The 18,891-nt window shown below is 41.4% G+C and carries 20 protein-coding genes and 1 pseudogene; 7 read left to right on the top strand and 14 right to left on the bottom strand.

Annotated elements, in window-relative coordinates; translation table 11 throughout:
• Positions 1–33: 33 nt before the first annotated feature.
• Genes BM176_RS07020 through BM176_RS07035 form a run of 4 tightly spaced genes read right to left on the bottom strand, consistent with a single transcriptional unit; the run spans position 34 to position 3,084 of the window.
• Complete coding sequence (locus BM176_RS07020; RefSeq protein WP_090100977.1) at positions 34–984, bottom strand: YihY/virulence factor BrkB family protein; 951 nt, start codon at positions 982–984, stop codon at positions 34–36.
• Between the two features lie 29 nt (positions 985–1,013).
• On the bottom strand, positions 1,014–1,340 hold the full coding sequence (locus BM176_RS07025) for a nucleotide pyrophosphohydrolase (protein WP_090100978.1): 327 nt from the start codon (positions 1,338–1,340) through the stop codon (positions 1,014–1,016).
• Positions 1,337–1,789 (bottom strand): D-aminoacyl-tRNA deacylase, encoded by a 453-nt coding sequence (gene dtd, locus BM176_RS07030; protein ID WP_090100980.1) that lies wholly within the window; start codon positions 1,787–1,789, stop codon positions 1,337–1,339. The genes BM176_RS07025 and dtd overlap by 4 nt, the downstream gene beginning before the upstream one ends.
• Positions 1,790–1,791: 2 nt before the next feature.
• Positions 1,792–3,084, bottom strand: coding sequence for a hypothetical protein (locus BM176_RS07035; RefSeq protein ID WP_090100982.1), 1,293 nt, complete (start codon positions 3,082–3,084; stop codon positions 1,792–1,794).
• A gap of 80 nt (positions 3,085–3,164) precedes the next feature.
• Between BM176_RS07035 and arfB the strand changes: the two are divergent.
• The 3 genes and pseudogenes from arfB to BM176_RS07050 all read left to right on the top strand — a co-directional run.
• Positions 3,165–3,563, top strand: a pseudogene (arfB, locus tag BM176_RS07040) (alternative ribosome rescue aminoacyl-tRNA hydrolase ArfB); the annotation flags it as partial.
• A 25-nt stretch (positions 3,564–3,588) separates the two neighbouring features.
• On the top strand, positions 3,589–5,124 hold the full coding sequence (locus tag BM176_RS07045) for a lipopolysaccharide biosynthesis protein (protein ID WP_090100986.1): 1,536 nt from the start codon (positions 3,589–3,591) through the stop codon (positions 5,122–5,124).
• Positions 5,125–5,147: 23 nt separating this feature from the next.
• Positions 5,148–5,351 (top strand): DUF2281 domain-containing protein, encoded by a 204-nt coding sequence (locus BM176_RS07050; protein ID WP_090100988.1) that lies wholly within the window; start codon positions 5,148–5,150, stop codon positions 5,349–5,351.
• A 9-nt stretch (positions 5,352–5,360) separates the two neighbouring features.
• On the opposite strand, the gene BM176_RS07055 is transcribed toward BM176_RS07050, so the two are convergent.
• Complete coding sequence (locus BM176_RS07055) at positions 5,361–5,999, bottom strand: MBL fold metallo-hydrolase (RefSeq protein ID WP_090100990.1); 639 nt, start codon at positions 5,997–5,999, stop codon at positions 5,361–5,363.
• A gap of 56 nt (positions 6,000–6,055) precedes the next feature.
• On the opposite strand from BM176_RS07055, the gene BM176_RS07060 reads away from it, so the two are divergent.
• Positions 6,056–9,436 carry a TolB-like translocation protein gene (locus BM176_RS07060; protein ID WP_090100992.1) on the top strand — a complete coding sequence of 1,127 codons (3,381 nt, stop codon included), beginning with the start codon at positions 6,056–6,058 and terminating at the stop codon, positions 9,434–9,436.
• Between the two features lie 107 nt (positions 9,437–9,543).
• Here the strand turns inward: BM176_RS07060 and BM176_RS07065 are convergent, their stop codons facing one another.
• From BM176_RS07065 to BM176_RS07085, 5 genes are all read right to left on the bottom strand, one after another.
• On the bottom strand, positions 9,544–9,903 hold the full coding sequence (locus BM176_RS07065) for a diacylglycerol kinase family protein (protein ID WP_255373454.1): 360 nt from the start codon (positions 9,901–9,903) through the stop codon (positions 9,544–9,546).
• A gap of 18 nt (positions 9,904–9,921) precedes the next feature.
• Positions 9,922–11,280 (bottom strand): cell envelope integrity protein CreD, encoded by a 1,359-nt coding sequence (gene creD / locus BM176_RS07070; protein ID WP_255373455.1) that lies wholly within the window; start codon positions 11,278–11,280, stop codon positions 9,922–9,924.
• 41 nt (positions 11,281–11,321) lie between these two features.
• Complete coding sequence (locus BM176_RS07075; RefSeq protein ID WP_090100996.1) at positions 11,322–11,621, bottom strand: winged helix-turn-helix domain-containing protein; 300 nt, start codon at positions 11,619–11,621, stop codon at positions 11,322–11,324.
• A gap of 26 nt (positions 11,622–11,647) precedes the next feature.
• Positions 11,648–12,292 (bottom strand): hypothetical protein, encoded by a 645-nt coding sequence (locus BM176_RS07080; RefSeq protein WP_090100999.1) that lies wholly within the window; start codon positions 12,290–12,292, stop codon positions 11,648–11,650.
• A 371-nt stretch (positions 12,293–12,663) separates the two neighbouring features.
• Positions 12,664–13,845, bottom strand: coding sequence for an aspartate aminotransferase family protein (locus tag BM176_RS07085; RefSeq protein WP_090101001.1), 1,182 nt, complete (start codon positions 13,843–13,845; stop codon positions 12,664–12,666).
• A 74-nt stretch (positions 13,846–13,919) separates the two neighbouring features.
• Between BM176_RS07085 and BM176_RS07090 the strand changes: the two genes are divergently transcribed.
• From BM176_RS07090 to BM176_RS32405, 3 genes are read left to right on the top strand one after another with little or no spacing between them, the layout of a single operon-like run.
• Complete coding sequence (locus tag BM176_RS07090) at positions 13,920–14,438, top strand: gamma carbonic anhydrase family protein (protein ID WP_090101002.1); 519 nt, start codon at positions 13,920–13,922, stop codon at positions 14,436–14,438.
• A gap of 41 nt (positions 14,439–14,479) precedes the next feature.
• Positions 14,480–14,635: a hypothetical protein gene (locus tag BM176_RS32400; RefSeq protein WP_177230319.1), complete on the top strand. Its 156-nt coding sequence runs from the start codon at positions 14,480–14,482 to the stop codon at positions 14,633–14,635.
• 20 nt (positions 14,636–14,655) lie between these two features.
• Positions 14,656–14,808 carry a hypothetical protein gene (locus BM176_RS32405; RefSeq protein WP_177230320.1) on the top strand — a complete coding sequence of 51 codons (153 nt, stop codon included), beginning with the start codon at positions 14,656–14,658 and terminating at the stop codon, positions 14,806–14,808.
• On the opposite strand, the gene rsgA is transcribed toward BM176_RS32405, so the two are convergent.
• The 4 genes from rsgA to BM176_RS07110 form a co-directional block, all read right to left on the bottom strand.
• Positions 14,805–15,740 (bottom strand): ribosome small subunit-dependent GTPase A, encoded by a 936-nt coding sequence (gene rsgA / locus BM176_RS07095; protein ID WP_090101004.1) that lies wholly within the window; start codon positions 15,738–15,740, stop codon positions 14,805–14,807. The two genes, BM176_RS32405 and rsgA, sit on opposite strands and share 4 nt — an antisense overlap.
• Before the next feature lie 201 nt (positions 15,741–15,941).
• The gene (locus BM176_RS07100) at positions 15,942–16,952 is read right to left on the bottom strand and encodes a vWA domain-containing protein (RefSeq protein ID WP_090101006.1); all 1,011 of its coding nucleotides are present in this window, start codon (positions 16,950–16,952) and stop codon (positions 15,942–15,944) included.
• Positions 16,953–16,969: 17 nt separating this feature from the next.
• Positions 16,970–17,968, bottom strand: a complete 999-nt coding sequence (locus tag BM176_RS07105) for a hypothetical protein (RefSeq protein WP_090101007.1) — start codon at positions 17,966–17,968, stop codon at positions 16,970–16,972.
• Between the two features lie 23 nt (positions 17,969–17,991).
• Complete coding sequence (locus BM176_RS07110) at positions 17,992–18,858, bottom strand: DUF58 domain-containing protein (RefSeq protein WP_090101009.1); 867 nt, start codon at positions 18,856–18,858, stop codon at positions 17,992–17,994.
• Between the last annotated feature and the right edge of the window lie 33 nt (positions 18,859–18,891).

Here is an 18,891-nt window from a genome sequence, read left to right on the forward strand (position 1 = left end):
ATATAATAAGCCTTTTCCGAATTAATTGGGCATCTAACTACGCTTATGCTCCGAATATCTTGGATGAAGGGGTTCTGTAGATTCAACCGGTACCTCTTTTACCCAAACAGCATAAGCATTTGGCTGGATTCTGGCGCCATGATATTCCGCATATACCTGGGTAAATTCTGCGCCGAAATAAAGAATAATAGCGGAATAATATACCCATAGTAATATGATTACGATAGAGCCCGCCGCCCCATAGGCAGAGCCTATTTTACTGGCACCCAGATAAAAACCTATGGCAAATTTGCCTATCATAAATAATATTGCCGTTGTAATAGCCCCTACGGTAACATCCTTCCATTTTACTTTGGCATCAGGAAGAACCTTAAATATGATGGCAAATAATAAGGTGATGATAAAAAATGTAAGTCCCAGGTTGATGACATATACCAGCACAAACGTCACGTCAGGAATTAAGTATGTAAGTTGCTTGCCAAATAATTCTATCAGACCATTCAGAACCAGTGACACCAGCAGGATAAATCCCAGGCTGATCACCATAGAAAAAGAAAGCAGGCGGTTAATAAGGATCTTAAGTAACCCATTCTTCGGCTTGGCTTTTAGCTGCCAGATAAAGTTGATGGAATCCTGAATCTCTCCAAATACCCCTGTAGCACCAAAAATCAGAGAAATTATCCCTACTACGGTAGCCCATGTGGAATCCCCGGAAAGGGTAGCATTTTTGATCATTTGCTGAATCTGTAATGCAGCATCATTTCCTACCAGCTTATTGATTTGTCCGTATACGCTTCCCTCTATCGCCTCCTTTCCAAGGAAAACCTGGAAAAGAGTAATAATCACTATCAGCATGGGCGCTATGGAAAAGATGGTATAATAGGATAATGCAGCACTTAGCTTCAATACCTTATCATCCATAAAATCGCTGGCAGTCATTCTCAAAATCTGCCAGTATTTTTTTATTTTACCAGGACGTTGCATATCATTGATTTAGCAAAAAATCTGCCTTTTTATTGCAGCTTCTTATTTTCCTTGTGCCTGGTGGCATCACGGATATTCTTCTTTTCAAAGTTCTTTTCCAACGCCTCTGTCATATCTATCCCTGTTTGATTGGCAATACAAAACAACACCCACAATACATCTGCCAACTCATCTGCCAGCTCTTTTTTCTCATCAGATGCTTTTGACGACTGATCCCCATATTTCCTGGCCATGATACGGGCCACTTCACCTACCTCTTCTGTTAAAATAGCCATATTGGTTAATTCGCTGAAATAACGAACACCGACTGTAGTAATCCAGCCATCTATTTTTTCCTGCGCTTCTTTTATTGTCATTCTTTATTTTTTGTATCAATGATGATGGTTACGGGGCCGTCGTTCAGCAGTTCTACTTTCATATCTGCACCAAAAATCCCCGCAGGAATCTCTTTTCCCATATCCAAACCCACTTGCACTATCATTTGTTCATATAACGGAATTGCTATATCAGGTTTACTGGCACGGATATAAGAAGGACGGTTTCCTTTTTTCGTAGCTGCATATAATGTAAACTGGCTTACCAGTAAAATGTTTCCATCTACCTCTTTTACCGATTGATTCATCACTCCCTGCACATCATTAAAAATGCGCAGGTTAGTGATCTTATTGCTTAACCAGGTAATATCTTCTGTAGTATCCGTATCTTCTATTCCCAGCAATACCAGCAGCCCGGTTTCAATACTGCCGGTAATATTATTATCTACTGTTACGGATGCTCTGGTAACACGTTGTATAACTGCCCGCATATTTATGCTTGATTTTCTTTTAACTGTATCATGTCCTCCATATCCAGTTCAGGATAAAATAACTCTAACAGAAAATAATAATACAGATAAATAAGTGAAAGATAAATAATAAAGTGTTCATTGATGGAATAAGCGATTGTGATAATATTTAATCCAACTACGATGTACACAAATGATTTACCTGAGGGCAACTTTACATACGCCCCTATCTTCAATAAGTACAAACAAGCCAGCACACCTATAGCTAATAATCTCAGGCCGGTAGGCACCACCAGCATATTATAGATATTATAGGCGGTGATAATGATGCCAATGGCAATCATCGCTTTCTTTGCATAATTTCTTTTTACACTGAAATAATCAACCGCATTATCAAAAAATATTTCATGTTTCTCACCGGAAAAAAAACAGATCACTACTGCGATAATATTCACACCGGGAACCAGATGCAGTAATAACATCCAGGGACTGTACTTCCCTATTGTAAGCGCTCTGCCGGTAATGATATTACGTAACAGCTGGGCTCCTGCATAAAGAAAGAAGATAGTAGCCAGCATAAACAGAAGGTTCAACCATGTAGGCTCCCCTGGCATTCTCTCCGCATCAAACAACACGGTTACACGTGTGCTCAGATCTCCGATGCAACCCATGTAGGCAAAATAACTGGCCATCCACATAAACAGGTATTCCCATTTATTGAACACCTGGATTTTGGAAGGGAGTTTTCCAAAAAAGGTGCGCCATTTAAAACCATTCTCTACCAGGAAAACGATCACATAATAACAGATCATTTTAAACCACAACAGGAGCAAAGAAGAAATAAGGAGAAAGAGCTCCTTACCAGCAGGAATAAGGCTACCAGTGAATAAGAAGCCACTGCTGAAAGGGTTTCCTGTTTTAGGCAGAAAATAAAAGATGAGAGCAGCAAGCACACCCGCACTGATCTTATTATCAGTTCCCATCAGGTGGAACCGGGTGATGATTGCCAGCAGATAAGCTGTAAAAACATTCAGATGTGCAAGCAATGCCCAGCTATCCGTGCCTTTTCCCGGTAAATAGACATCCATTAAATATTGTATTCCAAAGGAGAGGATAATCACAATAGCCATAATAGCAGTATCTTTCCATCTCTTCGCTATTATAAATTCCCATGTCAGAAAGCCCGTTAATCCAGCCAGTTTAATTGGCAGATCGAGGTAGTCCGGTAATTTAAGTAAAGTAAGTCCCCAGGTAAAAATGGCTAATATCAGGCTGGTTTTTAGTGCGCGTAACTGTATAGGTGTAAAGAATGTCATAGCCAAAGGGTTTATAGAATGTAGCGAATAATTTACCTTTATTAAATTACGATAATCAATCATAAGGAAAAGTTAATATAATGAGTATAGATCTTTCCCCGGAAATTAGTTTCAAAACCGCCCGCAGTGGCGGTAGCGGGGGGCAGAACGTGAACAAGGTGGAAACGATGGTAGAAGGTTATTTTAATGTGGAGGCATCTGCATTATTGACTGCCGAACAAAAAATCCTGGTACAGGAAAAACTTGCAAACCGTATAAATTCAGAAGGTCTTTTGCAGGTAAGATCTCAGGAAGAGCGTACCCAGCTGGGCAATAAGCAACTGGTAGTAAAAAAAATGAACGATCTTGTGCATAAGGCACTGATAAAACCAAGGAAGCGTATTGCCACCAGGCCATCAAAAGCAGTTAAAGAAAAACGACTTCAATTTAAAAAGCAGCTGTCTGAGAAAAAACAAGGCCGCAGGAAAGGGCTGGAATAATTAATTTTGGTTAAAAATCAGGGAATTGAGTATTAAATCATTAGCAGGTCAGACGGTATACTACGGTTTTAGTAACATAGCAAGTAAACTGCTTAGCTACTTTTTAACCCCCCTTTACCTGGAATTGATGACGCAGGCGGCTTATGGAGAGATGTCTACCGTATATTCCTACGTGCCCTTTATGAGCATCCTGCTCACTTATGGCATGGAAACGGCTTTCTTCCGCTTTGCCAAAAAGGAAAACAGCCAGTCAGTACTCAGCACTTCTACTATTTCGCTGCTTGTTACCACTATTATTATCAGCATATTACTTTTATTCCTGCGGGGGCCTATTATCAATTCCTACCTGGGAGACCTCGGAGGATTGAAAGGACATCCCGGTTTTTATACTTCTATTATTATGTTCATGGCATTTGATGCCCTGACAGCCGTTCCCTTTGCCCAGCTAAGACTGGAAAACAAACCAATGCGTTATGCATTCATCCGGCTTGCCGGTATTTTTGCAACCGTCGGCTTTAATGTCTTTTTCCTGGTACTGGTTCCTAAACTGCATGCCGCAGGATACAGCTGGTTTCCGGCAGTGAATGCAGACGATCAGGTGGGCTATATTTACCTGAGCAATATGCTGGGAAGCGGGGTCACATTCTTACTCTTCCTACCACAGTTACTACATATCAAATGGAACTTTGACAGTAAAATATGGAAGCAGATGATGAATTACGGACTTCCGTTAATCATCTTTGGTATGGCAGGTATGGTGAACGAAACCTTTGACCGTGCATGGTTCCTCCCGCAGTTCCTACCAGGGAATAATATGGAGGTAAAAAAACAACTGATCGGTATTTATGCCGCTAACTATAAACTGGCAATTCTGATCACCATGTTCATACAGGCTTTTAAGTTAGGGGCAGAGCCCTTTTTCTTTAAACAGGCAGAAGGGGTGAATCCTCAGAAAGTGTATGCCCGTATTATGAAGCTGTTTGTGGTGCTGCTTTGCTTGATGTTCCTGTTTGTAAGTCTTTACCTGAATGTGTGGAAAATTTTCCTGCGCAGACCCGTATACTATCCGGGCATGAAGATCGTACCGGTCCTCTTGCTGGCCAATATGTTCTTAGGAATTTATTATAACCTGACAATCTGGTTCAAACTCACAGACCGTACCCGTATGGGTGCTATCATTACCATCATCACTGCTGTAATGGCCTTTTTGCTGAACTGGTGGTGGATTCCCAGGATGGGCTACTTTGGTGCTGCACTGGCAACGATGGTATGTTACTTTATCCAGATGTCAATATGTTATGCACTGGGACAAAAATATTATCCTGTCCCTTACCACCTCCCAAGGATCATCACCTACATTATCACGGCAGTGCTCACTTACTACTGCTTTGATTTCCTGAACCGGAAACTGATTTCGCCGAATGATATCTATGCATTGAAACCACTTTCGCTGATAGTTGCCACCCTGTTTTTCGGAGCCTACATCTGGTTTATGCTGAAAATGGAGAAGAAAGAATTTGCCCGTTTACCGTTTATAGGAAAGTTTGTAAGCTGGATTTAAGTAAATTCGAAAAGGTGCTTTTAATGAATAATAATTTTATTGAAAAAATAAATCAGTTACCCCTTGATAAGCAGCAGGAAGTTGAAGATTTTGTCAACTTCCTCATAAGTAAATATCAAGCAGGTTCAACAAACATCAAAGCGGCTGAAAAACGCAAGTCTAACATGGGCTGGGCCAAGGGTAAAATATGGGTAACTGATGATTTTAATATCCAAAGGATCTGGTAAGAACTGGATCTAGTGCAAAAACGGATTATTCTTTTTCTCAAATCCTATGGTCGTTGATTGCCCATGGCCGGGATATACGATAACTTCATCCGGTAGTACGAACAATTTTTCCCGTATGCTGTTAATTAATGTCTGATGGCTGCCACCGGGCAAGTCTGTACGACCGATACTCTGGTAAAACAGTACATCGCCACCAATAAGAAGCTGCTGGCCGGCACAATAGAAACAAACACTTCCGGGTGAATGTCCTGGCGTTAACAACACTTCCAGTTCATCATCACCCAATTTTATCTTTTCACCGGCTTCCAGATAACGGATTGGCTCTGGGGATGGTTCAAACGGAACATTATACATTTTACCAATTTCAGGAGAACGATCCAATACAATTTTATCTAAAATATGCATTTCCAGCCCTACTCCATATGTTTTTGCAACCAGCCGGTTACCAAAAATATGATCCAGGTGGCAATGAGTATTTAGCAGACGGGTAACATTTAACCCTTCTTTTTCGATATATGTTAGTAATTCTTTTCGTTCTTCTTCAAAATAACAGCCCGGATCTATAATTATACAATCCTTTTTTTCGTTAATGACTAAATAGGTATTTTCCTGAAATGGATTAAAGGTCAAACATTGTATTTCAAGCATTGTTACCGATTTTTGCTAATTTTAATTAAGAACGCAATATTATCAATACTTTCTGTATGAACCGACTTATTACCAGGTTATTATTTACCGGTACCCTATTACTTGGCTCGTATCTTTCCCAGGCGCAGACCAACTCCGTGGAATTTGGACAGAACCGCATACAGCATAAGAACTTTAAATGGCGTTATTATCAAACCAGCCATTTTAATACTTATTTCAGCCAGAATGGGTTAGAGCTCGGTAAGTACGTGGCACAGGTTGCAGAAAAGGAACTACCCCAACTAGAACAGTTCATGGAATTCACATTCCGGCAGAAGGTAAATATTGTGGTCTATAACAGCTTCGGTGAAATGAAGCAATCCAATATTGGTATTGGCATCGATTGGCAGAATACCGGCGGCGTTACCAAGCTGGTGGGGAATAAGTTATTGGTATATTTTGATGGTGATCACGAACATCTGCGGCAACAGATCCGCCAGGGTATTGCCCGCGTAATGCTCGAAAGCCTGATTTTCGGAGAAGATATCGGGGAGTTTGCAGGAAACGCCGTATTAATAGATTTCCCAAAATGGTTCACGGATGGCTTTATTGCCTATGCAGCAGAAAACTGGAACGCCACACTGGATGATGAACTGAAAGATGCCCTGCAGTCTGGCAGATATACCTCTTTTAATTTCCTGGCTTATGAAAAACCACTCCTGGCCGGACACGCCTTCTGGTATTATATAGAAAGTAAATACGGAAAGGACGCAGTGCCTTACCTCATGTATATTTCCCGCATTAACCGCGGACTGAAAAAAGGATTTGAACAGGTATTGAGCCAGAAACCTAAAAATACATTGAAGGATTTCATGGTATACAATACTAAACGTTACCAGGATGATAACCGCAAACGTAAACAGGTTACCCGTGGCCGTACTGTAGTAGCACGTGAAATAAAGAAGTCCAACTTCTATCGTTTCCAGGCAAATCCAAAAGGTAATAACTATGCAGTTGTAGAATTTACCAAAGGTGTTTACAGAGTACAAATCCAGGTAGCTGATAACAAGCCAAAGGTATTACTCCGTAGTGGTGTAAGGATGCAGGAAAGTCAGCTGGACCCGAACTATCCTCTGCTGGCATGGAATCAGAAAGGTAACCGACTTGCTATCATCTACGAACACGAAGGCAAGACAAAACTCATGATCTACGATCTCATATCAAAAACGACCCTCCGTCAGGACCTTAATAAGTTCGACAGGGTAATAGATATGAAATACTTCTTTGAGTTTGATAATTCTCTGCTGCTGTCTGCTGTAAGAAACGGACATACTGATATTTATACTTACAGCATCACAAACAATAAAGTAGATCAGATCACCAATGATGTATACGACGATCTGGATCCCTCTTTCGTTGCCTTCCCTGGCAAAAGCGGAATCATCTACTCTTCCAACAGGCCATCACCTACCGCTAAAGGAAGTGATACCGTACTGCCTGGGGGACATTATAATGTATTCCTGATAGACAACTGGAATAAGAGCGCAGATAAACAGGTTTCACAGTTGACCGATATGAAATATGGTGATGCACGTTCGCCATTACAATATAATAATTCACACTTCACCTTTGTAAGTGACGTTAACGGTATCCGTAACCGTTATGCAGGTTTCTTTAAAACAGAAAGAGCGGGGGTGGATTCTCTCTTCTTTGTAGGATCTGAAATACTGCATAATCCTGAGAAAACTGAGCTGGATTCTGCCCTGGCAGATTATGGTGCAACCGAACCTGATTCAGTAATGGCGGTATCCATTACCAAGGATTCTACTTACACATTCCCGCTTACCAACTATCAATATGGTATTAAGGAATCAAGAGGAGCCGGTGACCAGAGTGAGGTATCACAGGTAATCCAGCAATTTGGTTTTAAACGTCTTTTCAAACTGAAAGTAGATACTGTTGCACTGCGTAAACGTAATGTCAATTCCCGTCCTACTACCTTCAGAGCACGCGAGATGCATGAGGACAGCATCCGTTTGGGATTACCAACTTATCACTCCAAACCTAAAGCAGATACTGCGAAGAAAGCAGATTTCTTCCAGAGTGAATTTGGCAGTGAACCTGTTGATAGTACAAGCAACGCTGCAGGTACCGCTACACAGATACCATTGTTCCAACCGGTTCTTAAATCAGCAAAACTGCTGCCTTATAAATTGAAGTTCTCGTCCGACTATCTTGTTCTTCAACTGGATAACTCCGTATTGATTAACCGCTACCAGCCGTTTACAGGAAGGCCAACAAGCCCGATACAATTGTCGGACCCGCTGAATGGTATGATCCGTATTGGTATCAGTGATCTGATGGAAGATTATAAATTTACCGGAGGATTCCGGGTACCTTCTTCTTTGGATGGTACGGAGTATTTCTTTTCATTCTCTTATCTGAAAAGGCGGTTTGATTATAAATTCACTTACTACCGTAAAGCAAATAAAAACTCCTATCTGGGAACAGATGAAAATGGTAACGTACTCTTTAGTTTACCCACTAAACTAAGGACGAACCTCTATCAACTGGATGTTCGTTATCCATTTGACGAAGCCAGAAGTCTTCGTTTGCAGGTAGGACTCCGTAACGATAAGTATATCTTCTCTTCTGTAGAGGAAACAACGTTAAAGGCACCGGACTTCCATGATACATATGCTTTACTCCGGTTGGAATATGTATATGACAATACAATAAATCCAGCTGTTAATATCTGGCATGGCACCCGCTATAAAATATATGGTGATATGAATTCGCAGATCGATGGTAATATGAATGAGTTATTGGGCACATCTGCGGCTAAAGGGAAGTTCACATATAATATGGGAATAGATATACGCCACTACGAATCTATTTTCCGCAACTTTATATGGGCTACCCGTTTCTCTGCAGATCTCTCCTGGGGCACACAGAAATTAATTTATTACCTGGGCGGTGTTGACAACTGGCTGAATCCTAAGATCAATACCAATACGCCAATAAATCTGAATGAGAGTTATGCATTCCAGACATTGTCAACTCCTTTACGTGGTTACAAACAGAATGCAAAGAATGGTAACAATGTAATGGTATTAAATACTGAATTACGTTTACCCGTATTTGCCACTTTCATGGACAGACCAATTAACTCTTCCATTATCCGGAACTTCCAGCTTACATCTTTTATAGACATAGGTACTGCATGGAATCAGAAACTGAGTTTTAAAGATGCGAACTATAGTTATTACACCGGCAGTGATGGTACAGTAACCGTGAAAATAAAAGAAGGATTCCTTGGGCCGTTTGTAGGGGGGTATGGTTTTGGTGCCCGCACCACACTCGCAGGTTACTTCATGCGTGTAGATGCTGGCTGGCCTGCGGTAGGTTTCTTCCGTGGTAAACCAATCTGGTACTTCGGAATGGGAGTAGACTTCTAAACAAAAAAGATAAAAAAAGAAGAGGCTGTATCAATACGATACAGCCTCTTCTTTTTTGGGGCCCTGGTGAACATTATGTTTCTTTTAAGCTACACCTGCTTCCATCTTCATCCTTTCAGCAAGGGGATAAATATGATACATCCTGTAATCAGGGCAATCAATGCAGCTACTAATACAGCACCTGCTGCTACATCCTTGATCCATTTTACCTGAGGATGATATTCCGGCGATACATGATCCATGATCTTTTCTATCACGGTGTTCAACATCTCTGTAATCCAAACAAGTCCTGTAACCAGCAACACTGCTATCCACTGAGCTCCTGATAATTTACACCAGCAGCCGGCAGCCACCACCACCACGGTAGCTGCCGCATGAATACGGGCATGTGGTTCACTTCGAAGAAAAGCAATAATGCCATCAATTGCAAACTTGAAACTCTTCAATCGTTGCTGCAGGTAATTCATGATCATTACATTTATAAACTACAATTCTCCCCACTTAATCTTACGACTAAAGTACATAACAACTGCCAGTATTATAAACAAACCAAGACTACCCATCAACAATGCCTGATCTTCAGATCTGATAATCACATAAATAAAGCCATACAGGATTAGCAGGATACCACCTATGCCAGCACCGGTGCGATAACTACGGAACACGCTAGCCGTATAAATCGTAACAAGACCCAATGTTAACAATGCAGAGATGCAATAAGCAATGCTAAAATTCAATTGTTCTGCCAGGGCAATCAGCAGGGTATAAAAAATACACAGAGCCAGCCCAATCAGTATATATTGTAATGGATGAACAGTGTAATGTTTTAACAGCTCAATAAAGTAGAATACAAGGAAAGTAAGACCGATAATAAGAATAGCATATTTCACAGCACGGGTAGATTGCTGGTATCCATCTACCGGCATAAATAATTTCACACCAAAATCAGCAGTATGCAGGTCATATTTCTTATCTGTCCAGCTCTGGGGAAAATTACGGTTCAGATGAGACACCTGCCAGGAAGCAGCAAATCCTTTTTTGTGTACGTTGTGCTGGTTGGGTAGGAAAGCTCCATCAAAACTGGGATGTGTCCAGTTTGAATTAAGTTCTACAACAGTAGATTTACCTACCGGAGAGAAGGAAACCTCACCGGAGCCCCTCAAGTCCAGATTAATTGAGAACGTGCCCCCGTTTAAACTGTCGTTCTCAAATGCCAGCGGTATTTTCGTTTGCATACCACTTGGTAAAAGTACATTAGTAACACCCGGATTGAAAATAAGTGTTTGCCCGTTCCATTGTACCTGCGCCTGGTTACCAATACCCCGCATATCAGTTACTCCCACAGCCAGGTAAGCATCTTTCAATAACAGGTTTTCCCTTGGAATATTCAGGCCGGCAACATCCAGTGCAGAGAATGAACCATTTATCTGCAGGTGAGAACTGTAAACTGCCACCTGATAAATACCACGTTTGCGGATTTCCGGAAGTAGTTCCCCGTTAATTTTTAGCTTATCAGGAAGGAACAAAGCAATGGATGTTTCGCCTGGTTTTGTTACATAAGGGATAACAATTACAGGTCCGGTAATGGTTTGTGCATCTCCCCATTTTGCACTTACTTCCCCGGTAGCCTCAGATTGCCGCCGTTCCCGCTCAGAGATTATGCTCATAATCATGGCAGTAGGAATTAGCAGCAGCAGTACAAGTATGCCAATTAAGATCGCTTTGATACCGTATGCATAACGTTTGAAAAATGGTTTATTATCGGTATCTGATGCAGGTTTCTGTGAAAAAGATGATTGTTCTTCCATGTTTTTGTTGCGGTTAGTTGTTTCTATGTTTATCATTTAAAAGTGCTTTGAATTTCAAAGTACAGGGACAAAAAAAATTACTCTATTGAACGGATCATGTTTTCGAGCGCTGCCAGGTGGCCTTTAAACGCTTTCTCACCAGCTTTGGTAATAGAATAGGTGGTATTGGTTTTACGGCCAACAAATCCTTTATGAACTTTCAGGTATCCGTTTTCTTCCAGAGTATTGAGGTGAGAAGCCAGGTTCCCGTCAGTTACTTCAAGCATCTGCTTTAAATCATTAAAACTGATTTCTTCATTCACCATCAGAATGCTCATTACACCCAACCGGATCCGGCTGTCAAATATTTTATTTAAGTTTCCTATGGGATTGTTCACAAGCTCTGCTTTACTTTTTCAATTGTTTACGCTGATGCCAATGATTGTCTTTCATACTTCCACCACATGATTGCACCATAAAAAATATGCAATACGCCAAAACCTACTGCCCAGAAAACAAGTCCCTTGCGCAGATAAAAAAGATTCAGGATACCCAGTATGATTTCCGCTATACCAAGGTAACGAATGTCTGATAAAGTATATTTACTTGCATTCACCAATGCAAGACCATAAAACACCAGGCAAGCCGGTGCTACCATTACTTCCAGATTATTATACAGCAGGCCGGCAATGAAAGCGCCTCCCGCACACATTGGAATCAGTGCATTGATTAATACGTTACGAGAAGTTACATCCCATATGGGCAGATGGTTACGTTTCGCACGACGCCAGGTAAAATAAATACCCCCAACCAACGCAAGTACCATAACGGAGAATCCTAGTACAATCAGCTTGATCCGCAATAAGTTAAACCCTTCCACATCAAAACGTCCGGTTGTATTCCAGTCTATATAGTAATTATGCAACCAGTTGTAGGAGATCCATGCACCGGTTAATGCGGCAACACCGGCAAAGATCCCGCTCAAACCACTAAGGGAGATAAAACGGCTGCTGCGTTCCATCATACGTTTGATATCGCTTAACGTTTCCAGGTGTTGCTGTTCAGTCATACTTAAAGTACTTTGTAAATCAAAGTTAGTGTTTTTACTTATTCTACAAAATAAATTTATTACTCAATTGTTGGCCTTGGCCAAAGGATTGGCAGGAAGTCTCTCTCCGGGCAACAAAAACATGAATCTCAATCTGAAGAAATTACCAGTTCCGGTTTGGCGTATTGAGCAGCTTCAGGTTACAGTTCTGAAAAGAGCCGCTATGAATACAGACTCTTTTCCTTTACTGTCTATTGTATATTATTAGCAGACTAATAAATGTTTACTACTCTACTTTTAAAATGAGTATCTATAGCTTCGAATCTTTAAGGGTTTTGAGATTTTGTGATTAAAGTTCCAGGTTTGTTCTTTTCAAAGAATTGAGTTTATCCCTAAACATTTGAAATAGCTTCCAGAATCAGATCACACGCCTGCTTTATTTCTGCTTCAGTAATAATTAACGGTGGTGCAATACGTAAACATTCAGGTGCAAACAGGAACCAGTCAGTAAGCATACCTTTATCAATACAATAATCTATTACTTTCTTATTCACAGCAAAACTCTCCATTTCTACCGCTATCATCAATCCCAGTGAACGTACTTCTTTAATAGCCGGATGCTGCAGATATTTGAGAAACAGTTGTTCTTTTGCTTTCACATTATTAATCAGATCTCCTTCCAGCAGTACCTTCATACCAGCCATACCCGCCGCACAGATCACTGGATGCCCTCCAAAAGTGGTCATATGTCCAAGTACGGGGTTATTGGTGAGTGTCCACATAATTTCCCGGTTAGCAATAAAAGCGCCCATAGGCATTCCTCCTCCCAAAGCCTTTCCCAGCAATAAGATATCCGGAATGATACCAAACTGCTCAAATGCCCACAGGGTACCATTACGCCCCAGTCCACACTGAATCTCATCCAGGATCAGCAATGTACCAGTAGAAGTACACTTTGCCCTCAATGCCTGCAACCATTCTTTTTGTGGTAAATGCACACCCGCTTCTGCCTGCACCGTTTCTGCCACTACACAGGCAGTCCGGGAGGTAATGCTTTCAATAGCATCAAAGTTGTTGTATTCCAGATGTTGGATATCGGGTAATAAGGGCCTGTAAGCATTTCGCCATGATTCATCTCCCATAATACTCATGGCCCCCTGTGTGGATCCGTGATAGCTGTTATTAAATGCGATAATCTCTGTTTTACCGGTATACCGTTTAGCCACTTTCATAGCACCTTCCACCGCTTCAGAACCTGAATTGGTAAAATATACACAGTCCAATGATGCTGGAAGATGTTGTGTAAGCAAGGTAGCAAATGCTACCTGTGGAGATTGTACCAGCTCCCCGTATACCAGGAGGTGCATATATTGCTCTGCCTGTTCTTTAATAGCCTTTACTACAGCAGGATGACAATGTCCCACATTACATACACTAATACCGGCAATCAGGTCCAGAATCTGTTTACCATCAGCATCCCACATATACATTCCTGAAGCCTTTACTATTTCCAATCCTAAAGGAGCGTCTGATAATTGTGCTACATGCCTTAAGAAAAGTTGTCTGTTATTCATACGTAGCAAAAATACGAAATTGATGTGCTGATGCGTATTATATAGATGTATTACATTTGCTGCAAAACAAATGTATGCCGTACATCTTACCAGTAAAGGGAATTCTGCCAGTAATGGGAAACGACTGTTTCGTTGCCCCTAATGCAACTATCGTAGGTGATGTTGTGATGGGAGATTCCTGTAGCATATGGTTCAATGCAGTAGTAAGAGGAGATGTGAACAGCATCCGGATGGGTAATAAAGTGAACGTGCAGGATGGTGCAGTTATTCACTGTACTTATCAGAAAACGAAAACAATCATTGGAAACAATGTATCCATTGGTCATAATGCCATTGTACACGGTTGTACTGTTGAAGATAATGTGCTGATAGGAATGGGAGCCATTGTAATGGATAATGTACATATAGGCAGTAATACCATTATTGCAGCAGGTGCAGTAGTATTGGAAAATACTCAGGTAGAAGCAGGAGCTATTTATGCCGGCGTACCTGCAAAAAAGGTAAAGAACATTAATGAATCACTGATCAACGGGGAAATTGACCGTATAGCGAACAATTACCTGATGTACTCAGGCTGGTTTAAGGAGGAGTAACATATTTTAATTAACTTGCATTTAAATATATCCTTATCCCTATGAAGAAGTTACTATTACTCATGGTGTCTGCCAGCATCCTTGCTGTAAGCTGTGCCTCTGAGCAAAAAGGTTGCCCCAGCAGCAATTATTACTCGAATAAAAATGTAAAGCAGAACAGGTCTTCCTCCCGGCAGATGAATGGCAGAGTATTTTAATTCTCTAATTATCAATCCCTATGCGTAAATTATTACTACTCTTGTTCGTAGTTGCATTAACAGGTATGGGCGCTTGTCGTGCAAGAAAAACTGGTTGTCCTACCCCTCGCCAGAACTGGGGAGCAGAAAAAGTACTTGATGAAATGGCTGGGAAATCAAGAAGAAAGAATTAATAAGATGTTTCTTCTATCGTTTCCAATATGGTAGCGTAACTGATATATCGCTCCATATTGATATCACCTGCCTCAGTAGCTGCTTTTACAGCACAGCCGGGTTCGTTGATATGCAAACAGTTATTGAATTGACAATCATTTAGATACGGCTGCATTTCAAGGAAATAATGCGACAATTCCGTTTTAGGGATATCTACCACTCCAAACTCACGAACTCCGGGAGTATCTATCAGCTTTCCGCCATTTGGAAGATCCTGCATTTCCGCATAAGTAGTTGTATGCAATCCTTTACCACTCCAACCGCTCACCGCTGTGGTACGAAGATCCAGGCCAGGTAACAGCCTGTTGATCAGAGATGACTTTCCCACACCGGAATGCCCGGACATAAGAGTTGTTTTATTCTCCATCATAGCTGCCAACTCATCCACTCCTTCTCCTGTAGTAGCCGAAACAAGGCATACGGTATACCCGATATCTTCATATACGGCTGCCAGTTCTGCAAACCTGTCTATTTCCTTTTCTTTATAAATATCCTTCTTGTTAAACACCAGTACCACCGGAATGTGATATGCCGCTGCCGTTACCAGGAAACGGTCCATGAACCCGTTGGAAGTACGCGGTTCTTTCAGCGTACAGATCAGCATGGCCTGATCCAGGTTAGACGCTACGATGTGTTTCTGGTTTTTACGGTGAGGAGAACTTCGTACAATATAGTTACGTCTTGCTCCTATTTCCGTGATCATAGCGTTCTTGGCGTTTGCATCGCCCTCTTCCACCACAATCTCTACAATATCACCCACAGCAATAGGATTGGTAGACGTGATATCTCCATCTCTTTTTAAAAGCCCCTTGATACGGGCCTGGAATATTTCCCCGGTTTCGGTTTTTGCTGTATACCAGCTACCGGTTGATCTGTATATAGTTGCTTGCAAATTCTCTTTTTAAAATGTGTGTAAAGGTAGGGAGAAAAAAGATAGTGGTAATCCCAGCTATGATTGTATCAGAATTCCTGTATACTTATATGCTGAAAGGCCTGTTCCTATAAGAATATATCATAGCAGATTTCAGATACTAAAAGGGGACGCATGATGATCATGCGCCCCCTTTTAGTATCTATTTAAACTATAAATATCTTATGGTAAACTTCTGAAAGCGGTATACCTCAACACTACTTCCAGCAGGATAAAGGCCAGCGCCAACATCGCCAATGGGAAGAAATGTTCTGCATAACGTTTATATGAAGTGATCTCTACCTTCGTTCTTTCCAGTTTATCAATTTCAGCATAAATATTTTCAAGGTCTTTATTATTCGTAGCCCTGAAATACTTACCTCCTGTTTCAGAAGAAATCTTTTTCATCAGGGGTTCATCCAGCTGCACATCCTGCATTTGCATTTGTATACTGCCATCCGGCATGGTCATAGGGAAAGGCGCTTTACCAATAGTACCCACACCGATGGTATATACTCTTATCTTGAATGCTTTACTTATTTCCAATGCTGTCAGCGGATCTATCAGTCCTGTATTGTTCACACCATCCGTAAGCAGGATGATCACCTTACTTTTTGCTTTGCTGCTCCGTAAACGGTCTACCGAAGTGGCCAGTCCCATCCCGATGGCAGTACCATCCTGTAACATACCGCTCTTCACAAGGTTGATCTGGTTTTTAAGTACCCCATGATCTGTAGTAATAGGGCATTGAGTAAAGCTCTCTCCGGAAAAGATAACCAGACCAATACGGTCACTGATACGGCGGTCCACAAAATCGATGGCTACATTCTTTGCTGCTTCCAGGCGATTAGGATGCAGGTCTTCTGCCAGCATACTTCCTGAAATGTCAATAGCCAGTGCAATGTCAATACCTTCACTTTCTATACTCTCAGATGTATTGCTGGTTTGTGGTCTTGCCAGTGCAACTACCAGTGCTGCAAAAGCGAGTAACCGTAAAGCAAGCAATACAGGACGTAACCGTACCTTCCAGGAAACGGGTAATCCTTTCAATCCCTGCAATGAAGACATTTCCATAGCCGGCTGTTTCCGCTGTTGCTTTGAGATATACCAGTATATCATCAACGGTATCAGTAACAGTAACCCGAAAAAAGCCGGGTAGGCAAACTCAATATGTTTCCAGATCGAAAAGTCCATCTAAATTTCTCTTTTTCTTAAGGCTGCTTGATTTCTTCTTTTCCTGCTTCCACACTGCCGGCTGCTTTTTCTACCGCCGGTTTAGTCCATTCCACTATTTCAATAGCCTGTTGCATAGCTGCTTCATGCTCATCCGGAGTAGGATGCAACTTCGCAAACTTGGCCAGGTCCGCAACGGTTAACAGGCTACGTAGCTTGTCACGTTGCTGGTTCAATATTGTAACAGGTTTAATATGCTGTAACAGTTCTTCACTGGTTTGTTCCAGCGCAGGAATGTTAAATTGCTGCTCAAAATAAGCACGCAGGATGTCTGTTAACCGGGTATAATACTGTTTAACATCTCCCTGTTGCCATAACTTTTCGCCCCTTAACTGCTGTAGTAGTTGTAATGCAGCATCGTAAGGAGCAATAAGAGGTACTACAGGTTTCACCACCTCTTTCTTAGGCTTACTCCTGAAATATACCCAAAGACCTATTCCGATAATAACTACGCTGATGCCTATGGCAAAGTACAACCAGTAATCCCAGAAATTCCAGCCTACACTTCTTACTGATTTAATCGGCTTAAAAGCTTTGGTAGTATCTACTGAAACCGTATTTACATCTACCCACAAGGTACTGGTGAAAGCAGAATCAGTACCGCCACCGGCATTCTGCACTACATCAAATCTGAATGCAGGGATATCCCAATGACCGGAATCAAAACTTGTAAGTATAATTGTCTGACTGAAGATCTTCGTATTATTATCTCCTGCAGTATCGGGCTTTGAACGGCTTACCACTTCAAAGTGACTGAAAGAATCCGGAACCTGAGGAAATACAACTGTTAATCCTCCCGGTTGTTCTACAGTAGCAGACAAGCGTAATTTTACCTGTTCGCCTATACGTATACTGCCGGAATCAGTGCTGGCAACTACGCGCACACTGGATTGCTGGGCCAGTGATGATATAGGAGATAAAACATATCCCAGCAATGCAAATAAAAAAATACTTTTTACAATAATCTGTTTACTCATGTTAATACTTGCTCAGCTTTAATCTAAACCCTGTTCAGGAAAAAGGTCTGTAATGCTTTTACATAATCTTCATCCGTGCGTATACTAATGAGCTCTGCACCACTTTTCGCAAATGAAGTACGGCAATACTGTACATGTTGCTGAAACTGCCGGGCATAATATTGCTGCACATCTTTATCAGACGAATCTACCCATTGGCGAGTACCTGTTTCAGCATCACTCATCTGGATCAAACCCACCGAAGGCAGTTCTTTATCACGCTGATCATAAATATGTACACCCACCATATCATGCTTCTTGGATGCAATATTCAATGCATCCTGGTAACTGCCTGTCAGGAAGTCACTTAGCAGGAATACGATCGCTTTCTTCTTGGTAGCATTATTGAAAAACCGGAGTGTTTCCCTGATATCAGTACCCTTACGTGTAGGTGTAAACGAAATCAACTCACGAATAATGAACAGGATATGTGATTTACCTTTTTTAGGTGGGATGTATTTCTCTACACCGTTGCTAAAAAAGATTACCCCAACTTTATCATTATTAGTAATAGCAGAAAAAGCGATTACGGCACACAGTTCTGTTATCAGGCTGCGTTTGTTCTGCTTTACGGTACCAAAGATGGAGCTATCGCTCACATCCACCATCAGCATCACCGTTTGTTCGCGTTCCTCCTCAAATACTTTTATAAAAGGATGGTTGAAGCGTGCCGTTACGTTCCAGTCAATATCTCTTACATCATCCCCGAACTGGTATTCCCTCACTTCACTGAATGACATACCACGACCTTTGAAGGCACTGTGATATTCACCAGAGAATATGTGGTTGGAGAGACCCTTAGTTTTGATCTCTATCTGCCGTACCTTTTTAAGTATTTCTGCGGTATCCACCAGTAATAGTTAAATGAGTGATAAATAATGTCT

Source organism: Chitinophaga sp. CF118 (assembly GCF_900112615.1).
Taxonomy (GTDB): domain Bacteria; phylum Bacteroidota; class Bacteroidia; order Chitinophagales; family Chitinophagaceae; genus Chitinophaga.